Annotated in this window: 21 protein-coding genes and 7 pseudogenes; 16 read left to right on the top strand and 12 right to left on the bottom strand. The window is 71.2% G+C overall.

Annotated elements, in window-relative coordinates; translation table 11 throughout:
- The first annotated feature begins 1 nt into the window (after nt 1).
- A complete protein-coding gene (locus tag HK415_RS22110; RefSeq protein WP_309246795.1) occupies nt 2-763 on the top strand; it encodes a LysR family transcriptional regulator in 762 nt (253 codons plus the stop codon).
- On the top strand, nt 724-906 hold the full coding sequence (locus tag HK415_RS26715) for a type 2 periplasmic-binding domain-containing protein (RefSeq protein ID WP_309246794.1): 183 nt from the start codon (nt 724-726) through the stop codon (nt 904-906). Before HK415_RS22110 ends, HK415_RS26715 begins: the two co-directional genes overlap by 40 nt.
- Here HK415_RS26715 and HK415_RS24135 read toward each other — a convergent pair whose 3' ends face one another.
- Entirely contained in the window at nt 907-1,758 is an 852-nt protein-coding gene (locus HK415_RS24135) for an SEL1-like repeat protein (RefSeq protein ID WP_216369858.1), read from the bottom strand.
- A 224-nt stretch (nt 1,759-1,982) separates the two neighbouring features.
- Nucleotides 1,983-2,564, bottom strand: coding sequence for a M23 family metallopeptidase (locus HK415_RS22100; protein ID WP_171562957.1), 582 nt, complete (start codon nt 2,562-2,564; stop codon nt 1,983-1,985).
- A 167-nt stretch (nt 2,565-2,731) separates the two neighbouring features.
- Here HK415_RS22100 and HK415_RS22095 point away from each other — a divergent pair, with 167 nt between their 5' ends.
- The 5 genes and pseudogenes from HK415_RS22095 to HK415_RS22075 all read left to right on the top strand — a co-directional run bounded on the left by HK415_RS22095 (nt 2,732) and on the right by HK415_RS22075 (nt 8,577).
- On the top strand, nt 2,732-3,571 hold the full coding sequence (locus tag HK415_RS22095; RefSeq protein WP_171562955.1) for an isocitrate lyase/PEP mutase family protein: 840 nt from the start codon (nt 2,732-2,734) through the stop codon (nt 3,569-3,571).
- Nucleotides 3,553-4,992, top strand: a pseudogene (locus HK415_RS27345) (ABC transporter ATP-binding protein); the annotation flags it as partial. The gene HK415_RS22095 and the pseudogene HK415_RS27345, both read left to right, overlap by 19 nt.
- Before the next feature lie 291 nt (nt 4,993-5,283).
- Entirely contained in the window at nt 5,284-7,119 is a 1,836-nt protein-coding gene (locus HK415_RS27340) for an ABC transporter ATP-binding protein (RefSeq protein WP_171562953.1), read from the top strand.
- A gap of 71 nt (nt 7,120-7,190) precedes the next feature.
- On the top strand, nt 7,191-7,472 hold the full coding sequence (locus HK415_RS22080; protein WP_171562941.1) for a hypothetical protein: 282 nt from the start codon (nt 7,191-7,193) through the stop codon (nt 7,470-7,472).
- Between the two features lie 55 nt (nt 7,473-7,527).
- Nucleotides 7,528-8,577, top strand: a complete 1,050-nt coding sequence (locus tag HK415_RS22075) for an alcohol dehydrogenase (RefSeq protein ID WP_171562938.1) — start codon at nt 7,528-7,530, stop codon at nt 8,575-8,577.
- Nucleotides 8,578-8,587: 10 nt separating this feature from the next.
- Here the strand turns inward: HK415_RS22075 and HK415_RS22070 are convergent, their stop codons facing one another.
- The 4 genes and pseudogenes from HK415_RS22070 to HK415_RS22055 form a co-directional block, all read right to left on the bottom strand.
- Complete coding sequence (locus tag HK415_RS22070) at nt 8,588-9,034, bottom strand: hypothetical protein (protein ID WP_171562935.1); 447 nt, start codon at nt 9,032-9,034, stop codon at nt 8,588-8,590.
- Nucleotides 9,031-9,453: a hypothetical protein gene (locus tag HK415_RS22065; protein ID WP_171562932.1), complete on the bottom strand. Its 423-nt coding sequence runs from the start codon at nt 9,451-9,453 to the stop codon at nt 9,031-9,033. The genes HK415_RS22070 and HK415_RS22065 overlap by 4 nt, the downstream gene beginning before the upstream one ends.
- A 132-nt stretch (nt 9,454-9,585) precedes the next feature.
- Entirely contained in the window at nt 9,586-10,110 is a 525-nt protein-coding gene (locus tag HK415_RS24130; protein WP_216369856.1) for a nucleoside 2-deoxyribosyltransferase, read from the bottom strand.
- Nucleotides 10,107-10,696, bottom strand: a pseudogene (locus tag HK415_RS22055) (flavin reductase family protein). The gene HK415_RS24130 and the pseudogene HK415_RS22055 overlap by 4 nt, the downstream one beginning before the upstream one ends.
- Nucleotides 10,697-10,940: 244 nt before the next feature.
- On the opposite strand from HK415_RS22055, the gene HK415_RS22050 reads away from it, so the two are divergent.
- The 3 genes from HK415_RS22050 (at nt 10,941) to HK415_RS22040 (ending at nt 12,387) form a co-directional block, all read left to right on the top strand.
- Nucleotides 10,941-11,231 carry a hypothetical protein gene (locus tag HK415_RS22050; RefSeq protein ID WP_171562923.1) on the top strand — a complete coding sequence of 97 codons (291 nt, stop codon included), beginning with the start codon at nt 10,941-10,943 and terminating at the stop codon, nt 11,229-11,231.
- Between the two features lie 111 nt (nt 11,232-11,342).
- Nucleotides 11,343-11,780: a DUF7673 family protein gene (locus HK415_RS22045; protein WP_171562920.1), complete on the top strand. Its 438-nt coding sequence runs from the start codon at nt 11,343-11,345 to the stop codon at nt 11,778-11,780.
- Between the two features lie 7 nt (nt 11,781-11,787).
- Entirely contained in the window at nt 11,788-12,387 is a 600-nt protein-coding gene (locus HK415_RS22040; RefSeq protein WP_171562917.1) for a DUF6151 family protein, read from the top strand.
- Here the strand turns inward: HK415_RS22040 and HK415_RS22035 are convergent.
- The 5 genes and pseudogenes from HK415_RS22035 to hutU form a co-directional block, all read right to left on the bottom strand.
- On the bottom strand, nt 12,384-13,172 hold the full coding sequence (locus tag HK415_RS22035) for an ABC transporter ATP-binding protein (RefSeq protein WP_171562914.1): 789 nt from the start codon (nt 13,170-13,172) through the stop codon (nt 12,384-12,386). The two genes, HK415_RS22040 and HK415_RS22035, sit on opposite strands and share 4 nt — an antisense overlap.
- A pseudogene (locus HK415_RS22030) lies at nt 13,169-13,947 on the bottom strand (ABC transporter permease). Before HK415_RS22030 ends, HK415_RS22035 begins: the two are co-directional and overlap by 4 nt.
- Before the next feature lies 1 nt (nt 13,948).
- Entirely contained in the window at nt 13,949-14,893 is a 945-nt protein-coding gene (locus HK415_RS22025; RefSeq protein WP_171562912.1) for an ABC transporter substrate-binding protein, read from the bottom strand.
- Nucleotides 14,894-14,937: 44 nt separating this feature from the next.
- A pseudogene (gene hutH, locus HK415_RS22020) lies at nt 14,938-16,556 on the bottom strand (histidine ammonia-lyase).
- Nucleotides 16,514-18,219: pseudogene (hutU, locus tag HK415_RS22015) on the bottom strand (urocanate hydratase). Before hutU ends, hutH begins: the two co-directional pseudogenes overlap by 43 nt.
- A 108-nt stretch (nt 18,220-18,327) precedes the next feature.
- Here hutU and hutC point away from each other — a divergent pair.
- From hutC to HK415_RS27325, 6 genes and pseudogenes are all read left to right on the top strand, one after another.
- Entirely contained in the window at nt 18,328-19,038 is a 711-nt protein-coding gene (gene hutC / locus HK415_RS22010; protein WP_171562910.1) for a histidine utilization transcriptional repressor HutC, read from the top strand.
- Complete coding sequence (locus HK415_RS22005; RefSeq protein ID WP_171562908.1) at nt 19,035-19,589, top strand: HutD/Ves family protein; 555 nt, start codon at nt 19,035-19,037, stop codon at nt 19,587-19,589. The genes hutC and HK415_RS22005 overlap by 4 nt, the downstream gene beginning before the upstream one ends.
- A complete protein-coding gene (hutI, locus tag HK415_RS22000) occupies nt 19,586-20,797 on the top strand; it encodes an imidazolonepropionase (protein ID WP_171562906.1) in 1,212 nt (403 codons plus the stop codon). Before HK415_RS22005 ends, hutI begins: the two co-directional genes overlap by 4 nt.
- Nucleotides 20,794-21,297: pseudogene (locus HK415_RS27335) on the top strand (N-formylglutamate amidohydrolase); the annotation flags it as partial. The gene hutI and the pseudogene HK415_RS27335, both read left to right, overlap by 4 nt.
- Nucleotides 21,222-21,593: an N-formylglutamate amidohydrolase gene (locus HK415_RS27330; RefSeq protein WP_373684666.1), complete on the top strand. Its 372-nt coding sequence runs from the start codon at nt 21,222-21,224 to the stop codon at nt 21,591-21,593. The pseudogene HK415_RS27335 and the gene HK415_RS27330, both read left to right, overlap by 76 nt.
- Nucleotides 21,586-22,952, top strand: a pseudogene (locus tag HK415_RS27325) (formimidoylglutamate deiminase). Before HK415_RS27330 ends, HK415_RS27325 begins: the two are co-directional and overlap by 8 nt.
- On the opposite strand, the gene HK415_RS21985 reads toward HK415_RS27325, so the two are convergent.
- Nucleotides 22,949-23,917 (bottom strand): Bug family tripartite tricarboxylate transporter substrate binding protein, encoded by a 969-nt coding sequence (locus tag HK415_RS21985; protein WP_171562904.1) that lies wholly within the window; start codon nt 23,915-23,917, stop codon nt 22,949-22,951. The pseudogene HK415_RS27325 and the gene HK415_RS21985 sit on opposite strands and share 4 nt — an antisense overlap.
- Nucleotides 23,918-24,048 lie beyond the last annotated feature (131 nt).

Genomic DNA, 24,048 nt, shown 5'->3' with positions numbered 1-24,048 from the left:
CTTGAAACTGCACTTCCTGCGCTACTTCACGGTGCTCGCCGAGGAACTGCACTTCGGCCGCGCCGCCGGCCGCCTGGCCATCACCCAGCCACCCCTGAGTTCCGCGATCAAGGCGCTGGAGGAGGAGCTCGGCGTGCAACTGCTCCTGCGCAGCAGCAAGCACGTGGAACTCACGCCGGCCGGCGCCGCCTTCCTGGAGGAGGCGCGCCAGATCCTGGAGCGGGTGGAACGGGCCGGCAGCGTCGCCAAGGCGGTGGCCAAGGGCATGCGCGGCCGCCTGGACATCGGCATGACGGGCTCGCAGCTGTACCGCGAGCTGCCGCGGGTGGTGCGGGATTTCGCCGTGGCCGCGCCGGGCATCGAGGTCGTGCTGCGCGAGCTCTCGACCACCGAGCAGCTGGAGGCGCTGCTGCACGGCCAGCTGCACGCCGGCTTCCTGAACGCCGCGACGGTGCCGCCGCAGCTCGCATCGCTGGCGCTGGCCGACGACGAGTTCGTGCTGTGCCTGCCCCAGGACCATCCGCGGGCGAAGCAGGCACGGGTGCAGCTGAAGGACCTGGCGGAAGAGAGCTTCGTGATGTTCTCGCGCGAGGTCTCGCCGGCCAACTACGACAACGTGATCGCGATCTTCAGCCGCGCCGGCATCCACCCGCGCACCGTGCATGCGGCACGCCAGTGGCTGACCATCGTGGCGATGGTGGCGCAGGGTCTGGGGTGTCGCTGGTGCCGCGCACGCTGGGCAGCTCGCGCGTGGCCGGCGTGAAGTTCGTGCCCTTCGCCGGCGCGCCGGTGGCGGCGCCGGCCTTGCTGGTGTGGAACCCGGCCCTGCAGAACCCGGCGCTGGCGAGCTTCCTGCAGAGTGCGGCGAAGACGGCGCGCCGCAAGGGCGCCGGCGCGCGGCGCTGATCAGCGCTGCGCGAAGGCCCCGGCGCCGAGGCGTGCCTGCGCCGTGCGGCTGCCCATGCTCGCCGCACGCTGCAGCCACTGCACGGCCTGGTTCGGGTCCTGCTTGACGGTCACGCCTTCCTGGTAGGCGATGCCCAGGAAGTAGCTCATCTCCATGCGGCCGTAGCGGATGGCCTCGGCGGAGGACTTGCCCGATTGCTTGACGATCGTGGGCACGTCGCCCCGGCCGTCGGCGAACTCGCGCATCTCGGCGACGGTGCGGCTCAGGAAGGCATCACGCGACTTCATGGCGCTGGCCTTGTCCGGCATGATCTTCACCAGCTCGTCGGCCAGGATGGGCAGCACCTCGAAGGGCGTCATGCCGCCGCGGGCGCGCGGCGAGTACCAGGCGCGCAGCATGGCCTTGTCCAGCGGCTGCAGCGAGTCCACCGACTTGGCGAAATAGCTCAGCACCGTGTCGCCTTCCGGGTGGCCGCGCACGCCCATGACGTGCATGGACTCGTGGTAGGCGCAGCGCCAGGCTTCGCTGGTGCGCATCTGCATGGTGACGGAGTCCAGGCGGGTCTCCGTGCGGAAGTTCAGCCGCGTCTCGCAGGGCTGGTTGTCGGCCAGCGCGGTGTCGGGCGTGATCTCGATGCTCACGTTCGCCTGCTGGGCTGCATCGGGCTGGTCGCTCACGTCGATGACCTTCACGCCGGCCACGTCGGCGGCGTTGCGCAGCGCCTGCAGGGTGGACTTCCGGTGCCTGGCGACGTCCACGCCGAAGACGCGGACCTTGAGGTCCTGCTCCCAGCGGACCAGCCGGGTGGGCGTGCCGCTCTGGTGCCACAGCACTTCCCACATCGTGTTCATGCCCTTCTCGAACTCATCGTTCTGGGCGAAGGAAGGACTGAACGCAGCAGCCGCCATGAGGGCGATGACACCGGACTTCCACATCTGAGCAGGGCCTCCATCAAACATGAAGTGGTAGGAGGCCCTCCTACCCGAAAGAGTTCAGTGTCTTACACGATCGTTCGCGCGCAGGTCGAAAAATACCCGTTTGCGCCGCGTGTCGCGCTGCTGAGTCGCGAAGAAGCTCAGCGCCTGGCGGTGGTGACGGCCGCGGATTGCGCGAGGGCGGGATAGGGATTGATCGCCTCGCCGCCCCACCAGCGCTTCTGCGTGGTGAGCAGCAGCACCGCGAAGTGCAGGTGCGGCGCATTGCGGCTCGCATTGCCGGTCGCGCCCACGTAGCCGATCACGTCGCCGCGCCGCACCGGCTGCCCCTCCTTCAGGCCCTCCGCATAGCCCGCGAGGTGCGCGTAGTAATAGACGAAACGTCCGGAGGCATCGACCTGGTAGATCGTCAGCCCGCCGCCGCGGTTGCTGGTGATCTTCTCGACGCGCCCGTCGTCCGCGGCCAGCACCGGCGTGCCCCAGGGCGCCATGATGTCGATGGCCTCGTGCTTGCGGCCCATGCCGCGGCGCGCGCCGAAGCTGTCCTGCAGCTTCGCAGGCGGCGTGCCCGCCACCGGCACGACGAGGCGCCTGCGCGCGAGCAACTCGCCGGGCGTCGGCGGCTGCGGATCGGTCACCGCGGCGGGCGGCGAAGCGGGCGCGGCAGGCGGCGGCCGAAGCAGTTCGTCGGTGGACGAATGCAGCAGCACGAACAATGCCACGAGCAGGAGGCCGCGCCTGGGATCCATGCTCCACGGTAAGCGGGAAGCTGTGCGGTCCGCGTCGGCGCTGCGCGCCGGTGTCCGTCGGCCGGGGCCGCACGCACGGCGCAGGGACATCGCGGACAGAGCAGAATGCGGTCCTCGTCCGCACCCGCCCCGGAGGATCCATGCCCTCGCCCCACGACATCTCCGCCCGCCGGCGCGCCTTCCGCCAGCTGCATGCCTCCGGCTGCTTCGCGATCCCCAATCCCTGGGACCTCGGCAGCGCGCGCTACCTGGAGAAGCTGGGATTCAAGGCGCTCGCCACCACCAGTTCGGGGGCCGCCTGGCGCCACGCCAAGGCCGACGGTGACATGAGCCCGGAGGAAGTGCTGGTGCACCTGCGCGAGATGGTGGATGCGACCGAACTGCCGGTGAACGCCGACTTCGAGGACGGCTTCGGGACGGACGCCGCCGGCGTGGCGCGCTACGTGCGGCTGGCCGTGGACACCGGGGTGGCCGGCCTGTCCATCGAGGACTCCACCGGCGACCCGCACGAGCCGCTGCGCGACATCCCGACCGCCGTCGAACGCATCCGCGCCGCCCGCGCCGCGATCGACGAGACCGGCGGCGAGACCCTGCTGGTCGGGCGCGCGGAGAACTTCATCGTCGGCCGGCCCGACCTGGACGACGCGATCGGGCGCCTGAAAGCCTATGCCGAAGCCGGCGCCGACTGCCTCTATGCGCCGGGCATCCGGACGCGCGAACAGATCGCCGCCGTGGTGGCCGCGGTCGCCCCCAAGCCCGTGAACCTGCTGATCGGCTTCACCACCGACCTCACCCTGCACGACGTGGAGCAGCTGGGCGTGCGGCGCGTGAGCGTCGGCGGCGCGCTGGCCCGCAGCGCCTGGGCCGGCTTCATGCGCGCGGCGCAGATGATCGCGCAGGAAGGCAGCTTCGACGGCTTTGCCGGCGCGGCGTCGGGCGCGGAGCTGAACGCCTTCTTCCGATGTCCCTCTACCGACTGATCGGCCGCTTCATCCTGCGCCACCGCGGGGCCTATGCGGTCTCGGCGGTGATGCTGCTCGGAATCGCGCTGATGATCGTCTGGATCCCGCGCCAGATCGGCGCCGTGGTGGACGGCCTGGTGGCCAACCGCCTGCCGCGAGATGCGCTGCTGCGCGAACTGGCTTGGCTGCTGGCGGCCGGCGCGGCGGTGTATTTCCTGCGCGTGGGCTGGCGGCTGAAGCTCTACTCCGCCGCCTACCGCATGGGGGTGGAGCTGCGCGACCACCTGTATGCGCGGCTGGCGCTGCAAGGCGCGTCCTTCTACCAGGAGCGGCGCACCGGCAACCTGATGGCGCTGGCCACCAACGACATCGACGCGGTGGAGATGGCCGCCAGCGAAGGCGTGCTGGCCGGCTTCGACGGCACGCTCACGCTGGTGCTCGTGCTGGCGATGATGTCGCTCGGCGTGGACTGGCGCCTGGCGCTGGTCGCGATCCTGCCCTTCCCGCTGATGGGGCTGGCCTTCTGGCGCATCTCGCGCCACGTGCACGAGGCCTCGCGGCAGTCGCTGGAGCGCTTCGGCGCGCTCAACGACCACGTGCAGGAAACGCTGGCCGGCGTGCGCACCGTGCGCGCGCTCGGCCTGCAGGCGCGCAGCGAAGCGCAGTTCGGCCAGCTGGCGTCCGGCGCGGCGCAGGCGAGCCTGTCGGCGCAGCGCTGGGAAGCGGCGTACGAACCGGCGGTGGGCATCACCTTCTCCGCGGCGACGGCGCTGGTGCTGGCCGGCGGCGGCTGGCTGGTGTGGCGCGGCGAGCTGACCGTGGGCCAGCTCACCAGCTTCAGCCTGTACCTGGGGCAGCTGGTGTGGCCGATGTTCGCGGCCGGCTGGGTGCTGTCGCTGGTGGAGCGCGGACGCGCCGCCTGGGCCCGGCTTGAACCGGTGCTGGAAACGCCGCTGAGCGTGGAGGACCACGGCACCGTGGAGCGCGTGGTCCCGGGTCCGATCGCGCTGGAGGACGTTCGCTTCGCCTACGGCCCGCAGGCGCGGCCCGCGCTGGACCGCGTGTCGCTGGAACTGGCACCGGGACGCACGCTGGGCCTGGTGGGTCCCACGGGCGCCGGCAAGTCCACGCTGCTGCGGCTGCTGATGCGGCACCACGCGCCCGGCACCGGCACGCTGCGCTGGAACGGCGTCGACCTGCAGGATTACCGCCTGGATGCGCTGCGCGCCGCGATCGCCTGGGTGCCGCAGGAGGCCTTCCTGTTCTCCGCCTCGGTGGCCGAGAACATCGCGCTGGCGCGGCCGGCTGCCACGCGCGCGGAAGTGGAGCAGGTCGCGCGCCTGGCCGCGGTGCACGAGGACATCCTGCGGCTGCCGCAAGGCTACGACACGCCGGTGGGCGAGCGCGGCGTCACCCTGTCCGGCGGCCAGCGCCAGCGCGTGGCGATCGCCCGCGCCCTGCTGGCCGACGCACCGCTCCTGCTGCTGGACGACGCGCTGTCCGCCGTCGACACCGACACCGAATCGCGCATCCTGGCGCACCTGCGCGAGGCCCGCGTGGGTCGCACCGTGGTGATCGTCAGCCATCGCCTGAGCGCGGTGGCCGACGCCGACCACACCGTGGTGCTGCGCGAGGGCCACGTCGCCGAACAGGAAGGCACGCGGCGCTGGCCGCGGGACACGGCTGGTACGCGCGCCAGTGGCGCTACCAGCAGCTGCAGGCGAGCCTGGATGCGGACTGAGGCCATCGCCAAGGCGCGCACCGCTGCCGCGACCGCGCCGCGCCGCTTCCTGTCCGCCGCCGCCGCGTTGCTGCTGCGCGCCGCCGCGCCCGAGCGCCGCCACGTGCTGCACGGGATCGCCTGGCTGCTGCTGGCCGCCGGCCTGGAGGCACTGGGGCCGCTGGCCGGCAAGTACTTCATCGACAACTACCTGCTGCCGCGCGACGCGGCGCTGCCGCAGATTGCGGGCTTGCTGCTCGGCGCCCTGCTCGCCGGCGCGCTGGCCAGCTGGGTCCGCTACCGGCAGCTGGTGCGGCTGGCCGGCGTGGCGATGCGCTCGGTGCAGCGCATCCGCGAGGAGGTGTACCGGCACGTGCTGCGCCTGCCCATGCCCTTCTTCGACCACGCCATCACCGGCCAGCTGGTGAGCCGCGTCACCAACGACACCGAGGCGGTCAAGACGCTGTACGTGCAGGTGCTGTTCGTCATCCTCGACAGCCTGATCATCCTGGCCGGCGCGATGGCCGCCATGCTCTGGCTGGACTGGCGGCTGATGCTGATCGTCATGGCGCTCGTTCCCGCGGTGGCGCTGATCGTGTTCGCCTACCAGCGCCTGTCGGCGCCGGCGGTGTCGCGCACGCGCGAGCTGCGCAGCGAGCTGAACGCGCAGGTGGCCGAGTCGATCGCCGGCATGCCGGTGCTGCAGGCGTCCAATGCCACGGAGCGCTTCGTCGAGCGCTTCCGCTCGCTCAACATGGCGCACTACCGCTCGCGCAAGCGAGAGCTGCGCGCCAACGCCTGGCTGCTGCGGCCGGTGCTCGACTTCCTCAACGTGCTGCTGCTCGCGGTGGTGCTGGGCGTGTTCGGGCTGCGCGCCAATGGCGGCGCGCTGAGCGCGATGGAGGTCGGCATCCTGTACGCCTTCATCAGCTACATCTCGCGCGTGGTGGAGCCGCTGATCCAGATCACCATGCAGTCCTCGCAGCTGCAGCAGGCGCTGGTGGGCGCCTCCCGCGTGCAGGCCCTCCTGGCCGAAGCGGAGGCGCCGGTGGCGACGGACCAGGGCCGCGTGGGCCGCGGCGAGATCGCGATCGAGCAGCTGTCCTTCGGCTACCAGCCGGGGCGGACTGTGCTGCACGACATCGACCTGCGCATCCCCGCCGGCAGCTTCCACGGCATCGTCGGCCACACAGGCAGCGGCAAGACCACGCTGCTGTCGCTGCTGCTGCGTTTCTATTCCGCGCCGGTGGGCAGCATCCGCATCGACGGCGTGCCGCTGGAGGCGCTCGCCGAGGACACCTTCCGCGCCAGCGTCGGGCTGGTGCCGCAGGAGCCCTTCCTGCTGGCGGCGACGGTGCGCGAGAACATCGCGATGGGCCGGGCGCTGAGCGACGCGCAGGTCGAGGCGGCCGCGCGCGCGGCGCACGCGCACGGCTTCATCGCCGGGCTGGAGCGCGGCTACGACACGCCGCTGGGCGAAGGCGGCGCGCGGCTGTCGGTCGGGCAGAAGCAGCTGCTGGCGATCGCGCGGGCGCTGGCGGGCGAGCCGCGCATCCTGCTGCTCGACGAGGCCACCTCGCACATCGACTCCGACACCGAGCAGGTGGTGCAGCGCGCGCTGGCCGCCCTGCGCGGCAAGGTGACGGTGGTCGCGATCGCCCACCGCCTCTCGACCGTGCGTGACGCCGACCGCATCGTCGTGCTGCACCATGGCCGGGCTGCGGAACTGGGCACCCATGCCCAGCTGATAGACATTCCCGGCGGCCTGTACCAGCGCCTCTACCAGCTGCAGCAGCTCGAGGACGAAGGCGCGCCGGGCGAGGACGCGGCGCCGCAAGCCACCTGAACCGGACGAACTCCTTGCATCGCCGGCGGGGCGGTCCGATACTGCCCCCACGCATACGGAAGGAGCTGGCGATGTGCTACATGCTTCGTCAACAGCAGGCTGCAGCGGAACCCGGTGGCGCGCCCGTGCCGCCCATCATCGACAGGGTGCGATCGCGCTGGGTCGCGGCCGCCGGCGCGGCGCTGGTCGGCGGGTTCGCGCTCGCGGCCTTCGTCGAGCCCTCGCCCACCAGCACCCTTGCGGAACCGGCGCAGGCCGCGGCGGTGATCCCGGTCGCGGCGACATCGACAGCCACCCCGGCGCGCCAGCGGGCGACACCTCGCTCGCACCCGATGACGGCGTGCCCACCGTGACCGGCTCGTCCAAGGCGGGCATGGGGAATTGCCACCAGGGCCTCTAGTGGAGCGGGTGCGCAGCTACCAGGTCCAGGAGTTCGGCAAGCCCCTCGTGGAGGCGATCCGCGAACAACCGGTCCCCGTGGGACCGGAAGTGCTGCTGCGCGTGAGCGGCTGCGGCGCCTGCCACAGCGACCTGCACATGCGCGATGGCCACTTCGACCTGGGCAAGGGCAACCGGCTGGACCTGGCGCGCACGGTGCAGCCGCCGCGCACGCTGGGCCACGAGATCACCGGCACCGTGGTCGCCTGCGGGCCGCAGGCGCAGGGCGTTGCCATCGGCGCGCACCGCCTGGTCTATCCCTGGATCGGCTGCGGCGCCTGCGCGCTCTGCGCTGCGGGCCAGGAGCACCTGTGCACCGCGCCGCAGGCGCTGGGCGTCGCGCGCGACGGCGGCTTCGCCACGCACGTGCTGGTGCCGCATCCGCGCTACCTGCTGGACTTCGGCGACATTCCGCCCACGCAGGCCTGCACGCTCGCCTGCGCGGGCCTGACCGCGTACAGCGCACTGAAGAAGGTGGGCCGGCTCGCGCAAGGCGAGCCGCTGCTGGTGGTGGGCGCCGGCGGCGTCGGCCTCTCCGGCGTGCGGCTGGCGGCGCAGGTCTGCGGCGTCGCGCCCATCGTGGCGGAGCCGGACCAGGCGAAGTGGGAACTGGCGCGCGCCGCGGGCGCCCGCGAGGTGATCGACCCGCGGGCCGAGGGCGCACAGAAGGCCCTGCTCAAGGCAACTTCAGGTGGCGCGGCCGCGGTCGTCGACTTCGTCGGCTCCGCCAGCAGCTTCGATTTCGGGATGGGCTCGCTGCGCAAGGGCGGCCGGATGGTCTGCGTCGGCCTGCTCGGGGGCGCCACCACCATCGTGCCGGCGATGCTGTCGCTCAAGGCGATCACGCTCATGGGTTCCTACGTCGGCAGCCTGGAGGAGTTGCGCGAGCTGCTGGCGATCGCGAAACAGGGCGCGATCCCGCCGATGCCGGTGACCACGCGCGACCTGCGGCAGGCCAGCGAGGTGCTGGACGAACTGGCGGCCGGCCGCGTCCGCGGCCGCACGGTGCTCCTGCCCTAGCAGCCTGGGATCAGTAGTCCGCTTCGAATTCCGCCGGCGGCACCAGGTTGCTCAGGGCGCGCACCGCGCCGACGACCAGCAGCACCTGCGCGGTCAGGAACACGGGCTGCGCGCCCAGGTCGGCGACGACGTCGGCCACGGCCGACCATGCGCCACTGGTGTCGATCACGAAGAAGTCCACGGCCCGGGACAGCCATCCGGTGGCCGCGACCAGCGCGATCGCGTACACGCCCAGGCCGGCGGCCAGCAGCCGCAGCCCGCGGCGCGGGAACAGCAGCCGGCGGTGCAGGTGGGTGGCGTTCACGAACAGGGCGACGGCGGCGGCGGCCAGCACCAGCTCGGTCATCCAGCGCTGGATGCCGATGCGCGCCACCAGCGCATGAAAGGCGTCGAGGTGGTCGAGCGCGGCCAGGAAGGACATCAGCAGCAGCGTGAGGGCGAGGAACAGGCGCTTCATTTCTTCCTCCGCTTCACCGGCGCGTCCTCGTCGGGGATCGAGTCCAGGTTCACCAGCACGCCGACCAGCGAGACCAACACGCCCAGGCGCGCGGCCAGTTCGATGGCGCTGATCACCGCGCCATGCGGGATCGTCGGCGGCAGCGCCTGCTTCGCATAGACGGCGGCCAGCCCCAGCGTCCAGGGCAGGTGCAGCAGCAGGAACAGCACCGAGCAGAAGGCCAGCACGGCGACCCAGATGTTCCAGCGCGGGATGCGCCGCGCGAGTTGCGCGTCGTGGAACAGCGCGAACGCCGGAAGCAGCGCCAGCAGCACGCAGGTGGCGACCAGTTCGAGGTCGCGCATGCCCAGCGCGGCGTCGACGCCGCTGTGCTTCAGCAAGGCCTCCAGCGGAATGACCAGGGACAGCAGGACCGCCATCCCCAGCAGAACGGATGCTCTACGCAGCATGTGTGCCCCTCCCGCACGACGAACGTTCCTTATAGGAGGAGGCCCGCGGGGCACGCAACGCGCGTCGTCGCATGGCCGGCGCGCGCCGACGAACGTCGCGTTCTAGGGGCCTGGCGGCGCGGCCAGTGTGGTGCGCAACACCGCCAGCGCGGCGCCCAGGTCGCCGACGACGATGCGCGCGGGCACCGCCAGCATCAGGTTCAGGGGCAGCCCGAATTCCTCCAGCTGCCAGCCGGCCGCATCCAGCAGGCCTTCGCGCACCGCCTGCGGATGGCGGCGCCGGATGCGTTCGGCAAAACTGCCCTGTTCGGGCAGGTAGGCGACCACGGGCTTGCCGCGCGCGACGGCGTAGCCGAGCTCGAAGCAGGTGCCGCTGTCAGGCTCCGGCCCGCGGAAGAAGTCGAGATTCGCGACGACCGCGTCGCAGGCCTCGATGTGCGCGAGGTTGGCCTGGTAGATGCGCCGCGCCGCCTCGGGCCCGGGCAGGCCCGCGGGCAGGGATTCGTCCAGCGGGAACACGGCGTCGAAGCCGTGCTGCGCGCACAGCGCCACCAGCCGGCGGCCGTGGGCCGCGGCGTCGGGCCGGAACACGTCGGGGCCCGCGAGGTAGATGCGGTGGCGGCTCAAGAGCGCGCGTCCTGCAGCGGCTGCGCGCGCACCGAACCGGCGGAGCGCACGAAGTGGCCGCCCCGAGGTGGTGGATGGTCTGCAGGCCGGCGTTGTCCACGCGGAAGTTCCAGTGGCCGCCGGTGAAGACGCGCGTGTCGGCCGCGGCGGACACCACTTCCGCGAAGCAGGTGTCGTAGGCGTCCTCGGCGTGCGGCTCGCGGATCAGCCGGCATTCCAGCCAGGCGGCGCAGCCGGCCTCGATCACCGGCATGCCGAGCACCGGACCGGGGCGCGCCTCGATTCCGTGGCGGGCGAACTTGTCGCCGTCGCGGCCGCTCGTGCTGCCGACGGCGTAGGTCAGGTCCACCAGCGCCTGCGAGGGCAGGCACAGGCCGAAGCCGCCCGCGGCCATCGCGAGTTCGTGGGTGAAGGTCTTCTTGTCGATCACCACCGCGATGCGCGGCGGCGTGAACTCCACCGGCATCGACCAGGCGGCCGCCATCACGTTGCGGCGGCCGCCGTGCGCGCTGGTGACGAGGACGGTGGGGCCGTGGTTCACCAGGCGGCTGGCGTGTGGCAGTGCGACGGGAGCGAAGTGGTTCATGGCGCGTGCCATTGTGACGCGAGCGTCCGCGCATGCTCTGCCGTCGGGGGTCGTGCATACTGGTTTTCGCTCGCCGTGCCGCCATGCCCCGTGTGTCCCTGCCCGTCCTCGCCGCCATCGCGCTGCTGGCGCTGGGGGCGCTGTTCGCGCGCTTCCACGACCCGGTGCCCGACCAGCCCGCCGAAGACACACCGCCCTCCTGCGCGGCACCTGGGAGCGCGAGTACGGCAACGAGGGCGTGCGCGTGCGGCGCGTTCTCTCGCTGCAGTCGCGCGGCACCTTCCGCGAGGACGTCGAGATCGTCGACGCCGCCGGCCGGCTGACCCGGCAGGCGCACGAGGGCACCTGGCTTTACGACGGCACCAACCTCAAGCGCAAATACACCTCGATGAACGGCGAGCCGCCCTCGCGGCTGCGGCTGCCCTTCGCCACCTTCCAGATCTCGTTCGAGTCGGCCAACGAATTCACGGGCGTGGACCACGTCCGCGGCCATCGCATCCGCTACCGCCGGCTCGGTTTCGATGCGGCGCCGTGAGCCGGGCGCAACGCACTGCGGGCATCTCCGCTTACGCTTTCGGCCCGGCTGAAGTACAAGGGGAACACCGCGGGCCCGCGCCGGCAGGCCCGCCCAGCAAGGGGATGTGCCATGGGCAAGGCGGAACGGGAGCGGCAGCACCAGGCGAGCCTGGAGCGCATCAACCGGGTGCAGCTGGTCGTCGGCCGCGGCGACCGGATGCGCGTCGACCACGAAGGCACCCTGCTCGAACGGGCCCGCCTGATGTCCGAGGAGATCAGCGCGCACAGCGCTACCGAGCTCGGGCTCTCCGCGCTCGACCGGCTGCTGCGGCTGGCCGAGGAGCGCACCCCGCGCCATTCGCGCGACGTGGTGTCCTTCGTCACCGCGATCTGGAACAACAAGCCCCTGCCCCTGGTCACGCTGCGCGGCCTCGACCAGAACATCGGCGACGACATGCTGGCGGTGCTCGATGCCTTCCGCTACGCCCGGCTGAACCTCGTGGAGCACGTGGAGGGCGGGCCGCGGCGGGTGTCGCGCATCCTGGACAAGGCGCGCGCCCGCGCCTGAGCGCGCCATGGCCCACCGCTTCCAGTGCCGCTGCGGCAAGCTGCAGGGCGAGATCGCGCAGCCCGCGCCCGTGCTGCGCGCGGTGTGCTACTGCCGGGACTGCCAGGCCTACGCGCACCTGCTGGGCGAGCCGCAGCGCGTGCTCGATGCCCAGGGCGGCACCGACATCGTCGCCATGCAATCCAACAATGTGCGCCTGACCGCCGGCCAGGAGTGGCTGGCCTGCCTGTCGCTGTCGCCGCGCGGGCTGCTGCGCTGGTACGCGGGCTGCTGCCGCACGCCGATCGCCAACACGCCGCGCGACTGGAAGCTGCCTTACGCGGGCATGGTGCACAGCTGCCTGGAGCGGCCGCAGCCGATCGAGACCTCCTTCCCCGCCGTGCAGCTGCAGGTGAACACCGGCTCGGCGCACGGGCCCGTGCCGCGCGTGGGCAAGCTCGCCGGCATGGCGCGGCTGGCGCGCCTGATGCTGCGCCTGCTGGCCGCCCGCGCGCGCGGCGCCTACCGGCAGACGCCCTTCTTCGACGCCACCGGCGCGCCGGTGGTCGAAGTGAAGGTGGCCGAACGCGAGGCGGTGGCGCAGGCGAAGCGCGCCGTCGGCGCCTAGGCCGTTGGCACCAGGCCGGCCGCGCGCTGCACCTCGACGCGGATCTCCTCGGTCAGCCGCGCCTTCAGCTCCATGAAGGGTGGGGTGGTCTTCATCGCGTAATGGCGCGGATGCTGCAGCGGCACCGGGAGGTCGCACTTGATGCGGCCGGGCCGCGCGCTCATCACGACGACGCGGTTGCCCATGAACACGGCCTCGTCGATGTCGTGCGTGACGAACAGCACCGTCTTGCGTTCGGACTCCCAGATCCCGAGCAGCAGTTCCTGCATCAGCTCGCGCGTCTGGTGGTCCAGCGCGCCGAAGGGTTCGTCCATCAGCAGGATGCGCGGATCGTTGGCGAGCGCGCGCGCCAGCGCGGTGCGCTGCTGCATGCCGCCCGAGAGCTGCTTGGGGAAGTGGTTCTCGAAACCCGAGAGCCCCACCTTGGCGAGGAAGCGGCGGGCGATGTCCTGCTGCTCGCGCAGCGGCATGCCCTTCTCGCGCAGGCCGAAGCACACGTTCTGCAGCACCGTCAGCCAGGGGAACAGCGTGTAGCTCTGGAACACCATGCCGCGGTCCGCACCGGGCCCGTGCACCGGCTTGCCGTCCAGCGAGATGATCCCCGTGGTCGGCGTGTCGAGGCCCGCGACCATGCGCAGCAGCGTGCTCTTGCCGCAGCCGGACGGCCCGAGGATGGTGATGAAGTCGTTCTCCTGCACCAGCAGGTCGGTCGCCTCCAGGGCCACCGTGCCGCCCGCGCGGCCCGGGAAGGTCTTGGCGACGCCGGAGACCTGCAGGATGCTCATCGTCCGATCTGGGCCCATGGGAACAGTTTCCGGTTGAAGGCCTTGAAGGCGAAGTCGGTGACCAGCCCGATCAGGCCGATGACGATGATGCCGAAGATGATCTGGTCGGTGGCCAGCAGCGACTGGCTGTCGGTGATCATGTGGCCGATGCCGCTGGAGGCGCCGATCAGCTCGGCGACGATCACGTAGGTCCAGGCCCAGCCCAGGACCATGCGCAGCGTCTCGGCGATCTCGGGCGCGCTGGAAGGCAGCAGCACCCGCTTGACGATGCCCGCGTCGAGCGCGCCCAGCGTGTACGCCGCCTCCACCAGGTCGCGCCGCGTGTTGCCCACGCTCACCGCGATCATCAGCACCAGCTGGAAGAAGGAGCCGATGAAGATCACGGCCAGCTTCTGCGCCTCGCCGATGCCGGCCCACAGGATCAGCAGCGGGATGAAGGCGGAGGCGGGCAGGTAGCGCGCGAAGCTCACGAAGGGTTCGAAGAAGGCCTCCACCGGCTTGTAGGCGCCCATCAGCACGCCCAGCGGCACGGCCAGGGCCGCCGCGATGACGAAGCCCCCAGCACGCGCCACACGGTCATGCCGATGTCGCGCAGGAAGCCGTGCTCGGTGAGCAGCGTCCACCCCGAGCGGACCATCTGCACCGGGTCGGCGAGGAAGGTCTTGGGCACCAGCCCGCCGAAGGTGACCGCCGCCCAGGCGAGGAAGAAGAGCACGAAGAAGGCGACTCCGAGCGCGACGCGCGTACCGGGTTCGACGGGCGCGAGCGGCTTCATGTCACTTCAGGAAACGCGTGTCGGCCAGCTTCGTCAGGTCCGGGATCTGCCGGATGATCCCCGCTTCCAGCAGCAGGTCGGCGGCTTCCTTGCTGAAGGCCGCGTGCTCGCCGGCGAAGAACTTCTGGTTGGCCTCGCGGTCCTGCCAGCGCAGGAACTTCTGGCTGGCCTCGAACTGGTCCGCGCTCTGCTTCACGTCGGCGCCCATGATCTCGAAGCTCCTCTTCGGCTCGCGCTTGATCATCTCCAGGGCCTCGAAGTAGCTGTCGGCCAGCGCCTTGGCCGCGCGCGGGTTCTCGGTGAGGAACTTGGGCGTGCAGCCGAAGGTGTCCATCACCATCGGGTAGTCCAGCGTGGTGGCGATGATCTTGCCGGCCTCCGGCTTGGCGCGCACGGCGGAGAGATAGGGCTCGTAGGTCATCGCGGCGTCGAGGTCCGCGGTGCCCGCGATCATGGCGTTGGCCGCTGCCTGCGGTTCCAGGTTCACCACCTTCACGTCCTTGGGCGACAGGCCGTTCTTCTTCAGCATCCAGGCCAGCGTGAAGTAGGGCGCCGTGCCGGGTGCACTGGCGGCGACCGTCTTGCCCTTGAGGTCGCTGATCTTGGCGATGTTGCCCCGCACCACCATGCCATCGGCGCCGTAGGACTTGTCCAGCTGGAAGATCTGCGTGGTGGCCACGCCGTTGGCGTTCCACACGATCCAGGTCTCCACCGTGGTCGCGGCGCACTGCACGTCGCCCGAGGCGATGGCCAGGTGGCGGTCCTTCTGCGGGATCTTGCGCAGCGTCACGTCCAGGCCGTTCTTCTTGAAGATGCCGGCTTCCTTGGCCAGCGTCAGCGGCGCGAAGCCGGTCCATCCGGACAGGCCGATGGCCACCTTGGTTTCCTGCGCCTGCGACGCTGCGGCGGCGAAGGCCAGCAAGGTGACGGTGAACAGCTTCTTCATGGGATGCTCCTCGGGGATGGGATGGGTGTGACTCTATGCAGGGCTCATGCCAGGCGCAAGGCCTGCAGCTCCGGGATCTGCCGCTCGGTGGCGTGGCCGATGTCGCCCGCCGCCACCAGGTGGTGCATGGCTTCCATGTCGCGCGCCAGGCTGCGGTCGGACATCATGGCGGGCGACACGCTGCGCACCAGGCGCAGCACGGCCTCCAGCGCCGGCGCGCTGGCCAGCGGCCGCAGGAATTCGATGCCTTGCGCGGCGGCGAGCAGCTCGATCGCCACGATGTGGGCGCTGTTCGCCAGCATGGGGCGCAGCCGGCGCGCGGCGAAGGTCGCCATGCTCACGTGGTCCTCCTGGTTGGCGGAGGTGGGCAGGCTGTCGACGCTGGCCGGGTGCGCCAGCGACTTGTTTTCCGAGGCGAGCGCCGCCGCGGTGACGTGCACGATCATGAAGCCGGAATTGAGCCCCGGCTCGGGCGTGAGGAAGGGCGGCGGCGCGACACCACGGTGTCCACCAGCATCGCCACCCGGCGCTCGGAGATCGCCCCGATCTCCGCGATCGCCACCGCCAGTGCGTCGGCCACCAGCGCCACCGGCTCCGCATGGAAATTGCCGCCCGAGACCATGTGGCCCGAAGCCTGCCCCGGACTGGATCCGGGGTCGGCGAACACCAGCGGGTTGTCGGTGACGGCATTCGCCTCGCGCACCAGCACCTGCGTGGCGTAGCGCATCTGGTCCAGGCAGGCGCCCATCACCTGCGGCTGGCAGCGCAGGCAGTAGGGGTCCTGCACGCGGTCGTCCCCTTCCAGGTGCGAGCGGCGGATCTCGCTGCCCACCAGCAGTGCACGGTAGGCGGAAGCGCAGTCGATCTGGCCCGGCTGCCCGCGCACCGCGTGGATGCGCGGATCGAAGGGCGCGTCGCTGCCGCGCGCGGCGTCGAGCGTCAGGGCGCCGGTGATCACCGCGGCTTCGAACAGCTTGTCGGCCGAGAGCAGCGCGTCCAGCGCCAGCGCGGTGGAGACCTGCGTGCCGTTGATCAGGGCCAGCCCCTCCTTGGCGCCGAGCTGCACCGGCTTGAGGCCCGCCTTCTCCAGCGCCTGGCCGCCCGGCATGTGCACGCCTTCGAAGCAGGCCTCGCCCTCGCCGATCAGGGGCAGCGCCAGGTGCGCCAGCGGCGCGAGGTCGCCCGAGGCGCCCACCGAGCCCTGCGCCGGGATCACGGGCAGCACGCCGCGGTTGTGCATCGCGATCAGGCCGTCCACCACCTCCTCGCGTACGCCGGAATAGCCGCGCGCCAGGCTGGCCGCCTTCAGCAGCAGGATCAGGCGCACCACGCGCTGCGGCAGCGGCTCGCCCACGCCGACGGCGTGCGAGCGCAGCAGCTTCAGCTGCAGCAGCGCGAGGTCCTCGCGCGCGATGCGCTGCGTGGCCAGCTTGCCGAAGCCGGTGTTGACGCCGTACACCGGGGCGTCGCCTTCGGTGGCGCGTCGCACCATCTCCGCGCTGGCGCGGATCGCGCCGCGGCAGCGCGGATCGAGCTTGACGGCCAGCTCCGGCGTGTCCACCAGCCGGCGCAGCTGCGCGATGTCCAGTTCCCCGGGGACGAGCACCTCCACAGTCACGCTCAGCCCACCATCGGCAGTTTCAGGCCGTGTTCGTGCGCGCATTCGCGGGCGATGTCGTAGCCGGCGTCCGCATGGCGCATCACGCCGGTGGCCGGGTCGTTCCACAGCACGCGCCGGATCTTGTCGGCTGCTTCGTCCGTGCCGTCGCACACGATCACCACGCCGGCATGCTGCGAATAGCCCATGCCGACGCCGCCGCCGTGGTGGAAGCTGACCCAGGTCGCGCCGCTGGCGGTGTTCAGCAGCGCATTGAGCAGCGGCCAGTCGCTCACGGCGTCGCTGCCGTCCTGCATGGCCTCGGTCTCGCGGTTGGGCGAAGCCACCGAGCCGCTGTCCAGGTGGTCGCGGCCGATGACGATGGGCGCCTTGAGCTCGCCGCTCTTCACCATCTCGTTGAAGGCCAGCCCCGCGAGGTGGCGCTCGCCCAGCCCGATCCAGCAGATGCGCGCCGGCAGCCCCTGGAAGCTGATGCGCGCGCCGGCCATGTCCAGCCAGCGGTGCAGGTGGCGGTTCTGCGGGAACAGCTCCTTCATCTTGGCGTCGGTCTTGCGGATGTCTTCCGGGTCGCCCGAGAGCGCCACCCAGCGGAAGGGGCCGACGCCGCGGCAGAACAGCGGCCGGATGTACGCGGGCACGAAGCCCGGATAGGCGAAGGCCTCGGCCACGCCGAAGTCCTGCGCCACCTGCCGCAGGTTGTTGCCGTAGTCCACGGTGGGCACGCCCATCGCGTGGAAGGCGAGCATCGCGCGCACGTGCACGGCGCAGGATTCACCGGCCGCCTGCTTCAGGCGGGCGTGCTGCGCCGGGTCCTTCTGCGCGGCCTGCCACTGCGCCACGCTCCAGCCGATCGGCAGGTAGCCGTTGATGATGTCGTGCGCGGAAGTCTGGTCGGTCACGATGTGGGGCCGCGGGCCGCCGGCCTGGGCGCGCCGCGCCAGCTCCGGCACGATCTCCGCCGCGTTGCCGCACAGGCCGATGGACACGGCCTCCTTGCGCGCCGTGTGCTGCTGCAGCAGCGCCAGTGCCTCGTCCAGGTCCTTCGCCTGCTTGTCCAGGTATTTGGTGCGCAGGCGGAAATCGATGCGCGACTGCTGGCATTCGATGTTGAGCGAGCAGGCGCCGGCGAAGGACGCGGCCAGCGGCTGCGCGCCGCCCATGCCGCCCAGTCCCGCCGTCAGCACCCAGCGCCCCGCGAGGTCGCCGCCGTAATGCTGGCGGCCCGCTTCCGCGAAGGTCTCGTAGGTGCCCTGCACGATGCCCTGGGTGCCGATGTAGATCCAGCTGCCCGCGGTCATCTGCCCGTACATCATCAGGCCCTTGCGGTCGAGCTCGTTGAAGTGCTCCCAGGTGGCCCACTTGGGCACCAGGGGTTGGAATTGGCGATCAGCACGCGCGGCGCGCCCGGGTGGGTGCGGAACACGCCGACCGGCTTGCCCGATTGCACCAGCAGCGTCTCGTCGGGCTGCATGGTGCGCAGCGTGGCCAGGATCGCCTCGAAGGCCGGCCAGTTGCGCGCGGCCTTGCCGATGCCGCCGTACACCACCAGCTCGTCGGGGTTCTCGGCGACCGCCGGATCCAGGTTGTTCTGGATCATGCGGAAGGCCGCCTCGATCTGCCAGTTGGCGCAGCTCAGGGCCGTGCCCTGCGGCGCGCGCACCGGACGCGGGCCGGCGCCGAGGAAGGAGGTTTGCGAGAGGTCGGACATGGCGGTTTCCCCTGGAATGCGGCGCGGTCGAGTTGTCTATACAACCCACGATGCCGGCGCAGCATAGTTGTCTATACAAGCCGTGTCAACGGGGGTATGCTCGCAGCCATGGCAAAGGACGAACGGCCTGCCTACGAGCAGGTCAAGGGCTGGATCCGGCAGCACATCGCGCGCGGCGAGTGGAAGCCGGGCGACGCCGTGCCCAGCGAGGCCGCGCTGAGCGAGCGCTTCGCCATCAGCCGCATGACGGCCAACCGCGCCCTGCGCGAGCTGGCCACGGAAGGGCTGGTGACGCGCGTGCAAGGCTCCGGCACCCGCGTGGCCGAGCTGCACCGCATCTCCTCGCAGCTCGTCATCCGCGATATCCACGAAGAGGTGGCGGCGCGCGGCCACGTGCACAGCACGCGCGTCGTCAAGGCCGCGCAGGAAAAGGCCGGGGCCGCCCTGGCCGATTCGCTCGGGGTGCGCAAGGGCGCGCCGGTGTTCCACACCGTGCTGGTGCACCTGGAAAACGGCGTGCCCATCCAGTACGAGGACCGCTACGTCAATCCGCAGGCGGCGCCCGGCTACCTGCAGACGGATTTCACCCAGGTGTCGCCCACCTCGCACCTGCTGCAGCATGCGCCGCTGACCGAGGCCAGCTACACCATCGAGGCGACCCTGCCCACGCCGGAGGAAGCGCGCGCACTCGACATCGGCAACGGCGATCCCTGCCTCGTGATGATGCGCCGCACCGTCAGCGGGGCGCACGTGGCCAGCGTGGCGCGCCAGCTCTATCCGGGCTCGCGCTACAGCTTCAGCGGGCAGTTCCAGGCATGAACTGGCAGCTGGTCGACCTCGATGCGATCGTGCCGCAGCCCTGGCGCAACGGCCGCGGCATGACGCGCGAGCTGCTGGCGCTGCCCGACGCGGAAAGCTGGAGGATCCGCATGTCGGTGGCCGACATCACCGCTGCCTGCAACTTCTCGCGCTTCGACGGCGTGGAGCGCTGGTTCGCGGTGGTCGATGGCGGTGGCGTGGTCCTGCACACGCAGGGCAAGGAGCGGCTGCTCACGCGCGCCGACCCGCCGCTGAATTTCGACGGCGCCAGCCCGGTGCATTGCACCCTGTTCGTCGACAGCACGCGCGACTTCAACCTGATGGCGCCGCCGGGCCGCGCGCAGATGTGGCGGGTGCGCGGCCGGCGCAGCTTCAGCGCCAGCGAGGGGCAGCTGCTGGCCGTGTACTGCCACCGCGAGCTCGCGCAGCTCGAAACGGCGGGCCAGCGCTTCGAGGTTCCGCCGCGCCACCTGGCATGGGTGCAGCTGGACCAGGCTGTGGCCGGCACGCTGGTCTCCGATCATGCCCTGTGGATGGAGGTCTCGCCATGAGCCGGCAGCTGTGGGTGAACGCCAGGATCGCGACGCTGCAGGCCGGTGCCGAGGCACCGTACGGCCTGGTGGAGGACGGCGCCCTGGTGGAAGAGGACGGCCGCATCGCATGGGTCGGCCCGCGCGGCGATCTCCCGGCGGCCTTGCGCGCCGGCGCGGTCGAACACGACGCGCAGGACGCGCTGATCACCCCGGGGTTGATCGACTGCCACACCCACCTGGTCTGGGCCGGCGACCGCGCGGGCGAGTTCGAGGCCCGCCTGAAGGGCGCGAGTTACGAGGAGATCGCGCGCGCCGGAGGCGGCATCGTCTCTACGGTGAAGGCCACGCGCGCCGCCAGCGAGGAGGACCTGCTCGCGCAGTCGCGCCGCCGCCTGCGCGATCTGCTGGCGGAGGGCGTGACCACCCTCGAGATCAAGTCGGGCTACGGCCTGTCCGAGGAAGCGGAGGCCAAGTGCCTGCGGGTGGCGCGCCGCCTGGGCGAGCTGGAGCAGCTCACGGTGCGCACCACCTTCCTCGGGGCGCACGCGCTTCCGCCCGAATTCAAGGACCGCTCCGACGACTACGTCGACGCGGTGTGCGCGATGCTGCCGAGCCTGCATGCGCAAGGGCTGGTGGACGCCGTCGATGCCTTCTGCGAAACCATCGGCTTCAGCGCCGCGCAGACCCGCCGCGTGTTCGACACGGCACGCCAGCTCGGGCTGCCGGTGAAGCTGCACGCCGAGCAACTGAGCGACAGCGGCGGGGCCGCCCTCGCCGCATCCTTCCAGGCCCTGAGCAGCGACCACCTCGAATGGCTGTCCGAGGACGGCGCGCGCGCGATGGCCGCGGCCGGCAGCGTGGCGGTGCTGCTGCCCGGCGCCTTCTACTTCCTGCGCGAGACGCGCGTGCCGCCGGTGGACCTGCTGCGCCGCCACGGCGTTCCCATCGCGGTATCGACCGACTGCAATCCCGGCACTTCGCCCTGCACTTCCCTGCTGCTGATGCTGAACATGGCCTGCACCTTGTTCCGCCTCACCCCCGAAGAGGCGCTCGCCGGCGTCACCCGCAACGCGGCCCGCGCGCTGGGCCTCGCCGATCGCGGCGCGCTGGCGCCCGGCCTGCGGGCCGACCTCGTGCTGTGGGACGTGCAAAGCCCCGCGCAGCTCGCCTACGCGCTGGGCGCCAATCCCGTGCGCTCGACCTACGTTCAAGGACGCCTGCGATGACTTTCCACCTGCACCGCGGCAGCGTGCCGCTGCTCGTGAGCATCCCCCACATGGGTACCGAGATCCCCGCGGATTTGCGCTCCGACTTCGTCGAGCGCGCGCTGGAGGTGGAGGACACAGACTGGCACCTCGACCGCCTGTACGCCTTCACCCGCGATCTCGGTGGCAGCGTGCTGCAACCCACGGTCTCGCGCTACGTCGTGGACCTGAACCGGCCGCCCGACGACACGCCGATGTACCCGGGCGCCTCCAACACCGAGCTGTGCCCGAGCCGCTTCTTCACCGGCGATCCTCTCTACCGCGAGGGCTTCACGCTCTCGCCGGAACAGAAGGCGCAGCGGCGCGCGACCTGGTGGGCGCCTTACCACCAGGCGTTGCAGGAGGAGATCGCGCGCCTGAAGGCGGCGCACGGCTTCGTGCTGCTGTGGGACGCGCACAGCATCCGCGCCGAGATCCCCTGGCTGTTCGAAGGCCGCCTGCCCGACCTCAACATCGGCACCGCCGACGGCCGCAGCGCCGATCCCTCCATCACGCAGGCCGTGGCCGCGGCGGCGGCGCGCACCATCCGCAGTTCACGCACGTGGTCAACGGCCGCTTCCAGGGCGGCTACATCACGCGCCAGTACGGACGCCCCGCCGACCACGTGCACGCGGTGCAGCTGGAGATGTGCCAGTACCTGTACATGCGCGAAGCCCCGCCGTGGAACTACGAAGAGGCGCAGGCGGCGAAGGTGCAGCCGGTGGTGCGCGCGATGGTCGAAGCCGCGCTGGCAGCCTGCCGCAAGCTCCATGGCTGAAGCCCGCCGCTTCCATGCGCCGCTCGCCTTCGTCGGCGGACGCTGGGCGCGCGACGTGCTGCTGGTCGCCGGCGCCGACGGCTGCTGGCAGGAAGTGCGCGAAGACTGTCCCGCCGCCGGGCGCGCCGGCGCGGAAACGCTGGCCGGGCCCGCGCTGCCCGGCATCGTCGATGCGCACAGCCACGCCTTCCAGCGCGCGATGGCCGGCCTCGCGGAACGCAGCGTCCCCGGACACGACGACTTCTGGAGCTGGCGCGACCGCATGTACGCGGTGGCGCTGCGCATCACGCCGCCGCAGCTGGAGGCGATCGCGACCTTCCTCTACGCGGAGCTGCTGGCCGCGGGGTACACGCAGGTCTGCGAGTTCCACTACCTGCACAACGAGCCGGGCGGCAAGCCCTATGCCGACCCCATGGAAATGTCGCAGGCCCTGGTGCGCGCGGCGCAGCAGGCCGGCATCGGCCTGACCCTGCTGCCGACGCTGTACATGCGGTCCGGCTTCGGTGCCCCTGGGCTGCGCCCGGACCAGCGCCGCTTCGCCTCGACACCCGAGTCGGTGCTGCGCATCGCGCAGGCCGTGCGCCGGTCCGCCACGCCGCGGCTCACCGCCGGCATCGCGCTGCATTCCCTGCGCGCGGTGGACGAGGCGGCATTGGGCGAATGCGCGGCCGAAGCGAGAGCCGCGGGCATGCCGGTGCACATCCACGTCGCTGAGCAGCAGCAGGAAGTGCACGACTGCCTGCAGCACCACGGCCTGCGGCCCATCGAATGGCTGCTGCGCAATGCCTCGCTCGATGCGCAGTGGAACCTGGTGCATGCAACCCAGGCGAGCGCCGCGGAACTGCAGGCCGTGCAGCGCAGCGGAGCATCGATCGTGCTGTGCCCCACCACCGAGGCGAACCTGGGCGACGGCGTGTTCGACCTGCCGGCCTGGCTGGCCGCGGGCGGCACCTGGACGATCGGATCGGACAGCCACGTCACGCGCAGCTGGAGCGAGGAGCTGCGCCTGCTGGAATACTCGCAGCGGCTCGTTCTGCGCCAGCGCAACGTGGCGGCGCGCGCGGTGCGCAGGAGAGCACGGCGGCGACGCTGCTGCAGGGCGCACTGGGTGGCGCGAGTGCCGCGGCGGGACTGGCGCTGGGCGGGCTGGCCGTGGGCCAGCGCGCGGACTTCATCGTGCCTGACATGGAAACGCCCGCTCTCGCGGGCGTCGGGAACGAGCACTTGCTGGACGCCCTGGTGTTCTCCTCACCCGGCGCGCGCATGCAGCGCGTGGTGGTCGCCGGGCGCGACGTACAGTCGGCGCTGCCTACCGCCCGCTTCGTGCAGGCGATGCGGCAGCTCTGGCAGGCGGCCTAGTCCGCCTTGGCGCCGGAGAACTGGACGATCTTCGCCCACTTCTCCGTTTCCATGCGGTGGATGGCCCAGAACTGCTCGGGCGTGCCGGCGATCGGCACGCCGCCCAGGTCGGCCAGGCGCGCGCGCATGGCGGGGTCGGCCAGCGCGGCATTCACCTCGCGGTTGATGCGGTCGACGATGGCGCGCGGCGTGCCCTTGGGCACCGCCACGCCGAACCAGGCGCTCGCCTCGTAGCCCGGCACGGTCTCGGCGACGGTGGGCACGTCGAGCGCCGGCGAACGCTGCGCGCTCGTCACGGCCAGCGCGCGCAGCGAGCCGCCGCGGATGTGGCCGATGATGGAAGGCATGTTGTCGAACAGCACGTCGACCTGGCCGCCGATCAGGTCGTTGATCGCCGGGCCTGCGCCCTTGTAGGGCACGTGCTTCATGTCGATGCCGGTCATGAACTTGAACAGCTCGCCCGACAGGTGCACCGAGGTGCCCGCGCCTGAGGACGCCATGTTGACCTTGCCGGGATTCTTCTTGGCGTAGTCGATGAACTCGGCCACCGTCTTGGCGGGGAAGTTCTTGGTCACCGTCATCACGTTGGGCACGCGGATGATGCCGGCCACCGGCTGCATGTCGTCCAGGAAGTTGAAGTTCAGCTTCGGGTAGAGCGTGGCGTTGATCGCGTTGGCCGGATTGACCAGGTGCCATGTGTAGCCGTCGGCCGGTGCCTTCACCGACAGCTCGGTGCCGATGTTGTTGCCGCCGCCGGCCTTGTTGTCGATGACGATGGTCTGCCCGAGCTTCTGCGACAGGTGCTGCCCCATCAGGCGGGCCAGCAGGTCGGTGGTGCCGCCGGGCGGATAGGGAACGATCCAGCGGATGGGCTTGTTCGGAAAGTCGGACTGCGCGGCCGCCGGGAAGGCCATCACGCTGCAGAGCAGGACGAGCCCGGGGACGAGTTTGGACAACAGACGCATCGTGTCTCCTGAGTGGGTGCGTTGGGACCGGGCGAGACTACCGACAGGCGCGGCGCGGCGTCAATCGGTGTTGACGGCAGCGGGGAGACCCTTGGGTGGGCCTGGGCGTGTCCGCCTGCTCTCACGCAGGC

Origin of the sequence: Ramlibacter montanisoli, assembly GCF_013087525.1 — a bacterium.
GTDB lineage: Bacteria > Pseudomonadota > Gammaproteobacteria > Burkholderiales > Burkholderiaceae_C > Ramlibacter > Ramlibacter montanisoli.
The sequence above is the reverse complement of the archived record's forward strand: the minus strand, read 5'-3'. Positions and strand labels throughout refer to the sequence as shown.